This is a genomic window from Geodermatophilus sp. SYSU D00815, assembly GCF_054050035.1.
Genome location: NZ_JBJGYO010000021.1, coordinates 1 through 11,465 on the forward strand (window position 1 = coordinate 1; position 11,465 = coordinate 11,465).

An 11,465-nucleotide genomic window follows, 5' to 3' on the forward strand; every position below is an offset into this window, starting at 1 on the left:
TCACAGCGTTACGGCGGCCATGGCGAGAGGGAAACGCCCGGTTCCATTCCGAACCCGGAAGCTAAGCCTCTCAGCGCCGATGGTACTGCCCCGGAGACGGGGTGGGAGAGTAGGACGCCGCCGGACATACCTTCCAGAACGGGGGTCGGAGCCAGGTGCTCCGGCCCCCGTTCTCTTTGTGTCCGGCTCCATGGGCTCGAGCCCGAATAGGCCCCCGATGCGTGAGGTACCCAGACGTCATGACAGCTCCGCGAGGCGGATCCGGCGGCTCGTCCCGGCGGGGAGGGCCGGCGCGCGGTGGCGGCTCCGCTGGGGGATCCCGCGGCGGAGCCGGCCGCCAGCAACGGGGCGGCCCGGTCCGCGGTAGCGGCTCCGGCGGGTCCGGTCGCCGGGCCGGTGGCGCCGAGGGCCGCGGCGGGCGGACCGAACGGCCGCGGTGGAGCGCGGGCGACCGGCCGCAGCGGCCCGCCGGGGGCTACCGGGGACGGCCGGACGGCGACGTCGGCGGCGACCGGCGGAACGCCGGCGGTCCCGGCGAAGGGCGCGGACGGGAGCGGGGCAGTGGTCCCCGCGGGGGCGAGCGACCGCAGCGCAGCGAGTGGCAGGACCGGCGCGCCGGCAGCGGCCGGGCGTCATGGCAGGACCGGCGTCCCGGCGAGGAATCGTCGTGGCGCGACCGGCGTCCCGGCGAGGGGTCGTCGTGGCGCGACCGGCGTCCCGGCGAGGGGTCGTCGTGGCGCGACCGGCGTCCCGGCGAGGGGTCGTCGTGGCGCGACCGCCGTCCCGAGGGGGAGCGAGCGGGGCGTGACCGGCGTCCCGCTGCTGGGCCTCGCGACGGCGCGGACTCCTGGCGTGACCGGCGGGCAGGAGAGGACCGGCCGCGCCGCTCCGGCGGCCCCCGCGGTGAGCAGCAGGGATCCGGTGACCGCCCGCAGTGGGAGGGGCGGCGGTCCCCGTCGTCCCGCACCGACCGCCCGGCCGGTGGACGAGGCCGGCAGGACTGGCGCGACCGGCGTCCCGGGGACGACCGTCGTGCCCAGCGACCCACCGACCAGCCGCCCCGTCCGGCTGGTCCCGAGGTGCCGGACTGGGCCGACCCCAAGGAACTGGACGGCTCGGTACGCGCCGCGCTGCGCGGGCTCGACCCCCGCAACGCCGATCGCGTCGCCCGCCACCTCGTCGTGGCGGGGACGCTCGTCGACGAGGAGCCCGAACTGGCCCTCGAGCACGCCCGTGCCGCCCGCGACCGGGCATCGCGCGTCGCCGCCGTGCGCGAGGCCGTGGGCGTGGCCGCCTACCACGCCGGAGACTTCGCCGAGGCGGCCCGTGAGCTGCGGGCCTACCGGCGGATGAGCGGGGACGAGGGGTACCGCGCCGTCCTCGCCGACTGCGAGCGAGCCCTCGGCCGACCGGAGGTGGCCCTGCGCCTGGTGGCCGAGGCCCTCGCCGGCGCGCCGGACGCCGAGGAGCGGGTGGAGCTGCGCCTGGTGGAGGCCGGCGCCCGACGTGATCTCGGTGAGGCGGCCGCCGCCCGGCTGGTGCTGGAGGACGCGCTCGGCGGTCGTCCCGACCCGGCATCGCTGACCGGAGCCGACCCGGGCCGCCTGCGGGTGGCCGCCGCCTATGCCGACCTGCTCGCCGACCAGGGCGACGAGGGGCGCGCCGCGGTCTGGCGGGAGGCCGTGGCCGAGGCCGACCCCGACGACGTCGCCGGCCTCGGCGACGGCCCCGCGGTCGTGTTCTCCGAGGAACCGGTCGAGGAGCCGGCGGTCGAGGAGCCGGCGGTCGAGGAGCCGGCGGTCGAGGAACCGTCGGCGGAGGAGCTGTCGGTCCCGCTGCCGGCTCTCGACGAGGACGACGAGCTCGACCTCGGCGACGACATCGAGGCCGAGGTCGCCGAGCTGCTCGGCGAGGACCACCCGCTGGCCCGGCCCGACCGCGACTCGGGGGACTGACCACCGACAGGACCGGCGTCGGACGTCCACAGCACCGCTGCGCGTCCACAGATCACCGCCGTGCCGGGGCCGCGGCCCGACCGGTGGCCAGGCTCTGTGGCATGAGCGTGGCTGTGATCGATCGGAACGACGTGCTGCTGCGGGGTCGGCTGTCCGCCCCCGCGGAGATGCGCACCCTGCCCAGCGGGGACGCGCTGGTGACCTTCCGGCTGATCGTCCGCCGGCCCGAACCCCGGGCCCGCGGGCGGTCGGTCGACGTCCTCAACTGCGTGACCTACGACCGGGCCCTGCAGCGCCGCGTGGCGCTGTGGCAGCCCGGCGACGTGGTGGAGGTCGAGGGCGCGCTGCAGCGCCGGTTCTGGCGCACCGGCGGCGGCACGAAGACCTCCGTGTGCGAGGTCAACTGCCGCAAGGGGCGCAAGGTGCCGCGGGCGACGGCCGCGGCCGACGTCCGGACCGCCTGAGGATCAGCCGGCGTGCGGTCGCAGGACCAGCCCGGTGCGGGGCTTCGGCACGAACAGCGTCGACTTCCGCGGCATCCGCGCACCCGCCCGGGCCACGGCGGCGACGTCCGCGGGCGAGGGCGCGCGGAGCAGGACGGCGGTGCCCCGGCGTTCGCCGGCCGTCCGCAGCGCCTCGGGCACGTCGTGGGCCACGAGGACCGACGCGGGGTCGTCCCGGCGCCCCCAGAGGCGCTCGAACAGGCCGTGGTGCGCCAGGACGACGTCCAGGCCCCGCCACGCCGCGGGCGCCTCGGACGGCACCGCCCGCCGGACGGGCTCCGACGGGTCCCGCAGTTCCACCAGCCGCTGCCCGTCGCTGAGCAGGAACCCCTCGGCGGCGGGGTCGGCCAGCCACCGACGGGCGGGCGGCTCGGCCGATCCGCCGTCGGTCGGCAGCTCGGTGACCCGGAAGCCGGCGGCCGCCCGTTCCGCAGCCGCCTCCAGCGGCAGGTCGGGGAGGACGCGGTGGATCGCCTCCACGCGCAGCCCGCCCGGGCCCATCGGCGTCAGCAGCGCCAGGATCGCGTCGTCGCCCCCGCCGGCGCCGCGGGCGTGCGCCTGGGCCGCGGCGAACCGGTGGTGCCCGTCGGCGATGACGGCGCCCACGCCGGCGAAGGCGGCCGCCAGCGCGGCGAGCGCCGCCGGGTCCGACACCCGCCACAGCCGGTGCGACACGCCGTCGGAGTCGTCGAGCCGCAGGGTCGGCTCGCCCTGCTGCGCCGCCTGCGTGAGCGCGGCGATGGCCGTGTCGGGGTCGTGGGCGAGCACGATCGGCTCGAGGTCGGTCCGGGTCGCGGCCAGCAGGGCACGCCGGCCCTCGACGGCCACGGGGTAGGTGTCCTCGTGCGGCAGGACCGCCCGCGAGCCGGGCTCCGGGAGGGCGACCGCGCCGAGCCAGCCCACGGTGGCCGGTGCGCCGCTCGCCGGCCGCATCTCGTAGCGCCAGAGGGCGGGTCGCTCGTCGCGCTCGAGCACGCCGGCGGCCCGCCAGTCGCGCAGCGTCCGGGCCGACAGCTCCGCCGACGGGTGCGGTCCGCCGGCGCCCGGGCTGCCGGGTTCGACGCGGGGGAGGATGAGGCGCACGATGTTGTGCGGGTCGGTCTCGGCCAGGCGCTCCCGGCGACTGGGGGTGACCAGGTCGTAGGCTGGCGAGCTCACCCGGGCCAGGTGCCCGGGGTCTCGACGCCGGTAGGTGAGGGCTCGGAAGGGCCGCACCTCCAGCCCCGTCGCCGGCAGCGACGAGGCCTGCGCCGACGACGAGAACACGACGGTGATCGTAGGAGCGCCCCGCCACCGGCTCGCCGCCGCCACCGGTCCCGCACGGGCACCGGCCGCGGCGCGCCGCGGAGGGGAGGGCGACGCGGAAGGGGCAGCGGTGTCCGAGGAAGGCTCCCCGGAGGGCGGCGTCTACGAGTGGTACCAGCGTGGGCTGCAGCTGCTCAACAACGGCGACCCGGCGGCCGCGGCCACGATCCTCGGCCGCGCCGCGGAGGCCGAGCCCGCCTCCCGCAGCGTGCTGGAGGCGCTGGCCCGGGCGCAGTACGACGCCGGTCGGTACGACGAGGCGATCGCCTCGTTCACCGAGATCATCGCGGTCAACCCGACCGACGACTACGCGCACTTCGGGCTCGGGCTGGCCGCCAGCCGTGCCGGCAACCTGACGCTGGCCGCCGAGCACCTCGCGCTGGCCGTGGCCATGCGCCCCGACCTCGGGCACTACTCGCGGGCGCTGCGCGGAGTCCGCGCCCGCCGCGCCGGGGAGTCGGCGTGAGCGGCCGCGAGGTGCCGTCCCTGGCCCGGGGATGCGTGCGGCCCCCGGCCACCGCCTTCGACGTCGCGCTGCTCGATCTCGACGGCGTGGTGTACGTCGGCCCCGACGCGGTCCCCGGCGTCCCCGACGCGCTCGCCGCGGCCCGCCGGGCGGGCATGCGGCTGGGCTTCGTCACCAACAACGCCGCCCGACCACCGGCCGAGGTGGCCGACCACCTCACCGAGCTGGGGGTCCCGGCCGAGCCGGCCGACGTGATCACGAGCTCCCAGGCGGCGGCCAGCGTGGTCGCCGAGCGGTTCGGCCCCGGTGCCCGCGTGCTGCCCGTCGGCGGGCCGGGCGTCGCGACCGCCCTGCGCGCCGCGGGGCTCACCGTCGTGTCGGGCGCCGAGGACGCCCCGGAGGCGGTCGTGCAGGGCTACGGCCGCGAGGTCGGCTGGGGCCAGCTGGCCGAGGCCGTCGTCGCGATCCGCAACGGGGCGCGGCACGTGGCCACCAACACCGACGCCACCATCCCGTCGCCCCGCGGGCCGCTGCCCGGCAACGGCGCCATGGTCGGCGTGGTCCGCGGCGTGACCGGCCAGGAGCCGCTGGTCACCGGGAAGCCCGATCCGGCCATGCACGCCGAGTGCGTCCGCCGCACGAATGCCGGACGCCCCCTGGTGGTCGGCGACCGGCTCGACACCGACATCGAGGGCGCCCGCCGGGCCGGCGCCGCGAGCCTGCTGGTGTTCACCGGCGTCACCGACGCGGCCACGCTGCTCGCCGCCCGCCCCGACCAGCGGCCCGATCTCATCGCGCACGACGTCGCCGGCCTGCTGGTCGCCCACCCGCCGGTGACCGCGGACGGCGCGGGGTGGCGGTGCGGCGCCTGGGCGGCGGCGCACGACGACGGCGGCAGCCTGGTGCTCCGGCGAACCGCGCCGCCGGCCCCGGGCGACGACGGCTCCGACGACGGCCTCGACGGGCTGCGGGCGCTGTGCGTGGCCCGCTGGGCGGCCGCCCCGGACGTCGGCGGCGCGCCGCGGGTGGTCGGGGCCGACGAGGCGGCCCGCCGGGCGCTGGCCGGCTGGCGCCTGCCGCCGGCCTGACGGGTTCAGAGCAGCTTGCGCAGCCGCAGCAGGTCGCGGAACCCCGCCTCGAGCTTCACCCGGCCCGACGCCCACGCCGGGCCGAAGGACAGCCGGCCGTCGGTCAGGGCGACCAGGTCGTCGCTGGTCATGGTCAGGCGGATGTCGGCCTTGGGCACCGACGGGCCGTCCGGCACGGGGCGCACGTCCTGCACCTCCCGGTCGCGGAGCCGGCCGAGGACGACCTGCTGCAGGTCGGTGAGCCGGCAGGACAGGCTGCGGTCCAGGTCGGCGGCGGCCGGGTTCGCCGCCAGCGGCCCGAGGATCTTGTCCAGCGCCTCGAGCGACTGCTCCATGGTGGCCACGCGGCGGTGCCCCTCCCTCGACGTCGTCCCCGGGCGGCCCGGGTCGGGGCACGGTATCCCCCTGCTGGGCACCGGTGCCCGTCGTCCCCGGCCGGTAACCTCGCTGGCATGACCGAGCCCACCCCGCCCGACGACCGGGCGGAACGCCCGACGCCGGACCAGGGGAGCGGCGCCGGCCGGTTCGCCGAGCTGGCGGAGCGCCCGGTGGCCGAGCACGTCGGGGTCTTCGAGGCCGAGCACGACCGCCTCGCGCGCGAGCTCGGCACGATCGACCAGCTCTGATGCCGCGCCGCAGCCGACTCGACGCCGAGCTGGTGCGCCGGGGCCTGGCCCGCTCGCGCGAGCACGCCGTCGCGCTCATCGCCGAGGGCCGGGTCGCCGTCGCCGGGCGCGCCGCCACCAAGCCGGCCACCGGCGTGGAGGCGGGCACCCCGGTCGTCGTGCGCACCGACCCCGACACCCCCACCTGGGTCTCCCGCGGCGCGCACAAGCTGCTCGGCGCCCTCGACGTCTTCCCGGTGCCGGTCGCGGGCCGCCGCGCCCTCGACGCCGGCGCCTCCACCGGCGGCTTCACCGAGGTCCTGCTGCGCCGCGGCGCCGCCGAGGTCGTGGCCGTCGACGTCGGCTACGGCGAGCTGGCCTGGTCGCTGCGCACCGACGAGCGGGTCCACGTGCACGAGCGCACCAACGTCCGCACGCTCACGCCCGAGGCGATCGGCGGCACCGTCGACCTCGTCGTCGCCGACCTGTCGTTCATCTCGCTGCGCCTGGTCCTGCCGGCGCTCACCGCCTGCGCCCGCCCCGACGCCGACCTGCTGCCCATGGTCAAGCCGCAGTTCGAGGTCGGCCGCGAGCGGCTCGGCGCCGGCGGCGTCGTCCGCGACCCGGAGCACCGCGTCGCCGCCGTCGTCGACGTGGCCGGCGCCGCCGCCGCGCTCGGCTGGGGAACGGCCGGCGTGGTCGCCAGCCCGCTGCCCGGCCCGGCGGGCAACGTGGAGTTCTTCCTCTGGCTGCGCCGCGATGCCGGATCGATCGGGGCCGGACCGATCGGGGAGGACGACGTCCGACGAGCCGTCCAGGAGGGCCCGCAGTGACCGAGACCGGCTGGACCCCCGCCCGGGGGCGGCACGTGCTGTTCGCCGTCCACACCGGCCGGCAGGACATCCTCGAGCTCGCCCAGCGCTCCGCCGCCCGGCTGCAGAAGGGCGGCATCACCGTCCGCGTCCTCGACGACGAGGCCGAGGCCCTGGCCATCGACGGCGCCGAGGTCGTGCCCGCCGACGCCGAGGCCGCCCGCGGCGCCGAGATCGTCATGGTCTTCGGCGGCGACGGCACCTTCCTGCGCGCCGCCGAGCTGGCCCGCTACACCCACGCCGCGCTGATGGGCGTCAACCTGGGCCGGGTCGGCTTCCTCGCCGAGACCGAGCCCGAGGCGGTCGAGGAGACGCTGCTGGCCATCGAGCGCTGCGAGTACGCCGTCGAGAAGCGGCTGGCCCTCGAGGTCGACGTCTTCGACCGCGACGGCACCACCGTCGGCGGCACCTGGGCGCTCAACGAGGCCTCCATCGAGAAGTCGGTGCGCTCCCGCGTGCTCGACGTCGTCATCTCCATCGACGGCCGGCCGCTCACCAGCTTCGGCTGCGACGGCGTCCTCTGCTCCACGCCGACCGGGTCCACCGCCTACGCCTTCTCGGCCGGCGGCCCGGTGGTCTGGCCCGACGTCGAGGCGCTGCTGCTGGTGCCCACCAACGCGCACGCGCTGTTCGCCCGCCCGCTGGTCACCTCGCCCGACTCGGTGCTGACCGTGTCCATCCCGGTCGACGGCAACCGGGCCCGGGTCTCCGCCGACGGCCGCCGGGTGCTCGACGTCCCCGAGGGCGGCCGGGTCGACGTCCGCCGGGCCGAGCGGTCGGTGCGCATCGCCCGGGTGCACTCCGCCAGCTTCGGCGACCGGCTGGTGGCCAAGTTCGGGCTGCCGGTGCGCGGCTTCCGCGACGCCCGGCCGCGCCAGCACCACGAGGGGCCCGGCCACGAGCTGCCGCCCGCCCGCAACGTGCTCGCCCGTGACATCGTCTCGGCCTCGGGGGAGGTGGGCGGTGCCGCGCACGAGGACGACTGAGCCGGCCCCCGCGCCGGCCCGGCGGCTGGGCGCGCTGACCGAGCTGCGCATCCGCGGCCTCGGCGCCATCGACGAGGCCACCCTCGACCTCGGCCCGGGGCTCACCGTCGTCACCGGCGAGACCGGCGCCGGCAAGACCATGGTGGTGACCGGCCTGACCCTGCTCTTCGGCGGCCGGGCCGACCCCGGCCGGGTCCGCGCCGGCGGCCGGGCCGGCGTCGAGGGCCGGCTGGTGCTGCCGCCCGACTCGCCGGTCTGGGAGCGCGCCGCCGAGGCCGGCGCCGAGCCCGACGACGACGGCAGCCTGATCCTCGCCCGCACCGTCAGCGCCGAGGGCCGCTCCCGGGCCCACCTGGGCGGCCGCAGCGTGCCGGTCGGCCTCGTCGCCGAGCTGTCCGAGGGGCTGCTGGCCGTGCACGGCCAGACCGACCAGCTGCGGCTGTCCCGCCCCGCCGAGCAGCGCCGGGCGCTCGACCGCTACGCCGGCCCGGCCCACCTCGAGCTGCTGGAGCGCTACCGCGCCGCCTACGCCCGCTGGCGCGAGCTCGCCGCCGACCTCGAGCGCCGGCGCACCCAGGCCCGGGAGCTGGCCCAGGCCGCCGACGTGCTGCGCCACGGGCTGGAGGAGATCGCCGCGGTCGCCCCCGAGCCGGGGGAGGACGAGGCGCTCGACGCCCAGGCCAAGCGGCTCGGCGACGCCGACGCGCTCCGGGCCGCCGCGGACGAGGCCCGGCTGGCCCTCGTCGGCGACGTCACCGGCGACTTCGGCGGGGGAGAGGCGCCGCAGGACGCCACCGCCGCGCTCTCGATCGCCGAGCGCGCCCTCGCCGCCTCCGACGACCCCGCGCTCGTCGTGCTCGCGCAGGACCTCGCCGACGCCGTCGCCGTGGTCTCCGACGTCTCCGTGCAGCTGGCCGGGTACGTCGCCGACCTCGACGCCGACCCCGCCCGGCTGGCCGAGGTCCTCGACCGGCGGGCGGCGATCACCGCCCTCGTCCGCAAGTACGCCGACGTCGGCCAGGGCGTGGCCGGCGTGCTGGCGTGGGCGGAGGACGCCCGGCAGCGGCTGTCCGAGCTCGACGTCTCCGACGAGGCCCTCGACAAGCTGGCCGCCGAGCGCGACGCCGCCCGCGCCGAGGTCGACGAGCTCGGCCGGCAGGTCAGCGACGGTCGCCGCTCCGCGGCCGAGGGGTTCGCCGCCGAGGTGGGCCGGGAGCTGGCCGGCCTGGCCATGAAGAGCGCCCGCGTCTCCTTCTCCATCGAGACCGACGCCGACGAGCCCGGGCCCGAGGGCCTCGACGAGGTCGCCCTCCTGCTCGCCCCGCACCCCGGCGCGCCACCCCGGCCGGTGCACAAGGGCGCCTCCGGCGGTGAGCTCTCCCGCGTCATGCTCGCCATCGAGGTGGTCTTCGCCGGCGCCGACCCGGTGCCGGTCATGGTCTTCGACGAGGTCGACGCCGGCGTCGGCGGGCAGGCGGCCGGCGAGATCGGCCGCCGGCTGGCCCGCCTCGCCGGCGACCACCAGGTCGTCGTCGTCACCCACCTGGCGCAGGTCGCGGCGTTCGCCGACACCCACCTGGTGGTCGACAAGTCGCCCGACACCGGCGCCGGGGTCACCGCCACCGACATCCGCGCCGTCGAGGGCGAGGACCGGGTGCGCGAGCTCGCCCGCATGCTCTCGGGCCTGGCCGACAGCGACACCGGGCAGGCGCACGCGCGGGAACTGCTGGCCGTCGCGGCTCAGGCTCGCGGGTGATCACCGGGGAAACACCGCGCACCACCGGGTGACGCGCCGCGTAAAGCGCTGACCTGCGGGGTAGGGCCGACCTCGTGCGTCTCCTCGACCGGCCCACCGTCGGGCCCGCCCCCGCTCCCGTCCCCGCGGCAGGGTCCTGCCGGGCCCCGGGCGCCGCCCGGTGAGCTGCTTCTCCTCGGCCGACGAGTCGGCGCACTACGGGTTCTCCGTCTGCATGCTCCTCGACCAGTACCGCGAGCAGCTGCGCTGGGAGCAGGAGGGCGTCGTCGAGCTGGGCACCGGGGACGCCTCGGCGATCGCCGACGTCGTCCGCTCCCTGCCCCGACTGCGGGTGCGCAGCTACGACATCAGCGCGGAGTCGCTGGAGAAGGCCCGGCGCAACATCGCCGAGCGCGGCGTCGCCGACCGGTACACCGTCGAGCTCGGCGACTTCTTCGAGCTCGCCGGCTCGGGCGGCGCGCCCCGGGTGAGCACCGTGATCGCCAACCCGCCGTACATCCCGGCGCCCGACGGCGACATCCTCATGCCCGAGCTCTGGGGCGGCGTGCACGGCAACGACCTCGTGCTGCAGCTGCTCAAGGCCGGCTACGAGAACCTCGTCGTCGCCGTCCCCAGCTACTCCGACCCCGTCGGCACCGTCACGACCGCCGGCGACCTCGGCTACCGGGTGGCCAACTTCCTCGCCATGGGGCTGGACTACGGCCCCTACAGCGGCGAGCCGAAGGTGCGCGAGCACATCCGGCGGATCTGCGCCGACGGCCGCGGCTGGAGCGGCGAGGACGAGTACATGGTCGCCGTCGCCCTGTTCACGCAGGACCCCGACATCCCCGGCGACCGGGCCACCCAGCTGCTGCGCGCCCTGCAGATCCCCGGCTGAGCGCCGGGTGGGCGGCTACCGGCGCTTGGCGTAGCCGGCCAGGCCGAACTGCAGCAGCGCCAGCCCGCGCTCGCCGCGGGCCCGCAGCTCGGCGGTCAGCTGCGGGCCGGACACCCCGGCCAGCACGCGGTCGCGGGCCAGGTCCAGCAGCGCGGCGTAGAGGCCGACGACGGCGTGCGCGGTCAGCCACGGCTCGAGCGCGCCGGGCGCCGCGCGGGTCTCCTCGGCCACGAGGTCGCCCAGCGCGGTGGTCAGCGAGTCGAGGATCTCGCGCTCGCGCACCTGCAGCGTGCGGCTGCCGCGGATGATCCGCGCCATCTCCGCCACCCCGGCGGCGGCCTCCGGGGAACCGAGCACGCTCACCGCGGCGACGACGAAGCTGCCGGCGGCCGCGGCCACCGACTCGCCGGCCGGCCGGCCGCGGACGGCGTCGAGCAGGGCCGCGCGCATCGGCGGGTCGGCCTCGAAGACCAGCCCCTCCTTGACCGGGAAGTGGTTGAACACCGTCTTCTCGACCACGCCGGCGCGCTGGGCGATCTCCACCACGCTGACCGCGTCGAAGCCGCGCTCGGCGAACAGCTCGGCGGCGGCGTCGACGATCCGGGCCCGGGTCTGCTGCCGGCGGCGCTCCCGGATGCCCGCCCCCCGCAGTCTCCGCCTACCGCGGGGGGCGGACACGCCCTCGGGCGCCGGGCCGTCCGGTGCGGCGGGCCTGTCCGGAGGTCCCGCGTCGGCGCCGGGGGCAGGGGCCGCTGACGCGGGATCGCCGGCCGCGCCCGCTCCGGCGCGCCGTGGTCCGTCCGGGACCGCGCGGACGACCGCCTCCGCCGGAGGCGGCCCCACGTCGGCCCGGGGGCCGGGGACGGTCGCTGCAGGGCTCACCGCTGACGTCCCAGGAGTCACGCGGGCCACGCTAGACACAGTTCGGTAACGGTCCTGAGGAAGCAGCGTCGCTGGCGTGTCGCACTTCCCCGGTGTCGCGCACGGTGGGTAACTGAGAGATCGCCAACGCGCGTCGGACGGAGGCCCGCCGCCCGCCGCGTGACAGCATG

General features: G+C 77.7%; 12 protein-coding genes and 1 rRNA gene. 10 read left to right on the forward strand and 3 right to left on the reverse strand.

Annotation, left to right across the window (positions count from 1 at the left end; translation table 11 throughout):
* Window positions 1-9: 9 nt before the first annotated feature.
* The 3 genes from rrf to ACI78S_RS19050 all read left to right on the forward strand — a co-directional run bounded on the left by rrf (window position 10) and on the right by ACI78S_RS19050 (window position 2,419).
* Window positions 10-126 (forward strand): 5S ribosomal RNA (rrf, locus tag ACI78S_RS19040).
* Between the two features lie 953 nt (window positions 127-1,079).
* Window positions 1,080-1,955: a tetratricopeptide repeat protein gene (locus ACI78S_RS19045; protein ID WP_456976219.1), complete on the forward strand. Its 876-nt coding sequence runs from the start codon at window positions 1,080-1,082 to the stop codon at window positions 1,953-1,955.
* 101 nt (window positions 1,956-2,056) lie between these two features.
* On the forward strand, window positions 2,057-2,419 hold the full coding sequence (locus tag ACI78S_RS19050) for a single-stranded DNA-binding protein (RefSeq protein WP_456976221.1): 363 nt from the start codon (window positions 2,057-2,059) through the stop codon (window positions 2,417-2,419).
* 3 nt (window positions 2,420-2,422) lie between these two features.
* Here the strand turns inward: ACI78S_RS19050 and ACI78S_RS19055 are convergent, their stop codons facing one another.
* Window positions 2,423-3,724 (reverse strand): DUF1015 domain-containing protein, encoded by a 1,302-nt coding sequence (locus ACI78S_RS19055; RefSeq protein ID WP_456976223.1) that lies wholly within the window; start codon window positions 3,722-3,724, stop codon window positions 2,423-2,425.
* A 109-nt stretch (window positions 3,725-3,833) separates the two neighbouring features.
* Between ACI78S_RS19055 and ACI78S_RS19060 the strand changes: the two genes are divergently transcribed.
* Both ACI78S_RS19060 and ACI78S_RS19065 read left to right on the forward strand, forming a co-directional pair.
* The gene (locus ACI78S_RS19060; RefSeq protein ID WP_456976225.1) at window positions 3,834-4,229 is read left to right on the forward strand and encodes a tetratricopeptide repeat protein; all 396 of its coding nucleotides are present in this window, start codon (window positions 3,834-3,836) and stop codon (window positions 4,227-4,229) included.
* The gene (locus ACI78S_RS19065; protein ID WP_456976227.1) at window positions 4,226-5,317 is read left to right on the forward strand and encodes an HAD-IIA family hydrolase; all 1,092 of its coding nucleotides are present in this window, start codon (window positions 4,226-4,228) and stop codon (window positions 5,315-5,317) included. The genes ACI78S_RS19060 and ACI78S_RS19065 overlap by 4 nt, the downstream gene beginning before the upstream one ends.
* A gap of 5 nt (window positions 5,318-5,322) precedes the next feature.
* Here ACI78S_RS19065 and ACI78S_RS19070 read toward each other — a convergent pair whose 3' ends face one another.
* Window positions 5,323-5,652 (reverse strand): sterol-binding protein, encoded by a 330-nt coding sequence (locus ACI78S_RS19070; RefSeq protein ID WP_456976397.1) that lies wholly within the window; start codon window positions 5,650-5,652, stop codon window positions 5,323-5,325.
* A gap of 117 nt (window positions 5,653-5,769) precedes the next feature.
* Here ACI78S_RS19070 and ACI78S_RS19075 point away from each other — a divergent pair, with 117 nt between their 5' ends.
* The 5 genes from ACI78S_RS19075 to ACI78S_RS19095 all read left to right on the forward strand — a co-directional run bounded on the left by ACI78S_RS19075 (window position 5,770) and on the right by ACI78S_RS19095 (window position 10,413).
* Window positions 5,770-5,943, forward strand: coding sequence for a hypothetical protein (locus tag ACI78S_RS19075; protein ID WP_456976229.1), 174 nt, complete (start codon window positions 5,770-5,772; stop codon window positions 5,941-5,943).
* Entirely contained in the window at window positions 5,943-6,755 is an 813-nt protein-coding gene (locus tag ACI78S_RS19080; RefSeq protein WP_456976231.1) for a TlyA family RNA methyltransferase, read from the forward strand. The genes ACI78S_RS19075 and ACI78S_RS19080 overlap by 1 nt, the downstream gene beginning before the upstream one ends.
* Window positions 6,752-7,780 carry an NAD kinase gene (locus ACI78S_RS19085; RefSeq protein WP_456976233.1) on the forward strand — a complete coding sequence of 343 codons (1,029 nt, stop codon included), beginning with the start codon at window positions 6,752-6,754 and terminating at the stop codon, window positions 7,778-7,780. The genes ACI78S_RS19080 and ACI78S_RS19085 overlap by 4 nt, the downstream gene beginning before the upstream one ends.
* Window positions 7,758-9,536: a DNA repair protein RecN gene (recN, locus tag ACI78S_RS19090; RefSeq protein WP_456976235.1), complete on the forward strand. Its 1,779-nt coding sequence runs from the start codon at window positions 7,758-7,760 to the stop codon at window positions 9,534-9,536. The genes ACI78S_RS19085 and recN overlap by 23 nt, the downstream gene beginning before the upstream one ends.
* Before the next feature lie 160 nt (window positions 9,537-9,696).
* A complete protein-coding gene (locus tag ACI78S_RS19095) occupies window positions 9,697-10,413 on the forward strand; it encodes a methylase (RefSeq protein ID WP_456976237.1) in 717 nt (238 codons plus the stop codon).
* 15 nt (window positions 10,414-10,428) lie between these two features.
* Here ACI78S_RS19095 and ACI78S_RS19100 read toward each other — a convergent pair whose 3' ends face one another.
* Window positions 10,429-11,091: a TetR/AcrR family transcriptional regulator gene (locus ACI78S_RS19100; protein ID WP_456976239.1), complete on the reverse strand. Its 663-nt coding sequence runs from the start codon at window positions 11,089-11,091 to the stop codon at window positions 10,429-10,431.
* Window positions 11,092-11,465: the final 374 nt, after the last annotated feature.

Bases quoted from the DNA above. Each gene is read 5' to 3' on its own strand.
- ACI78S_RS19080 (WP_456976231.1), top strand. From the start codon at position 5,943: ATGCCGCGCCGCAGCCGACTCGACGCCGAGCTGGTGCGCCGGGGCCTG.
- ACI78S_RS19050 (WP_456976221.1), top strand. From the start codon at position 2,057: ATGAGCGTGGCTGTGATCGATCGGAACGACGTGCTGCTGCGGGGTCGG.
- ACI78S_RS19070 (WP_456976397.1), bottom strand. From the start codon at position 5,652: ATGGAGCAGTCGCTCGAGGCGCTGGACAAGATCCTCGGGCCGCTGGCG.
- ACI78S_RS19075 (WP_456976229.1), top strand. From the start codon at position 5,770: ATGACCGAGCCCACCCCGCCCGACGACCGGGCGGAACGCCCGACGCCG.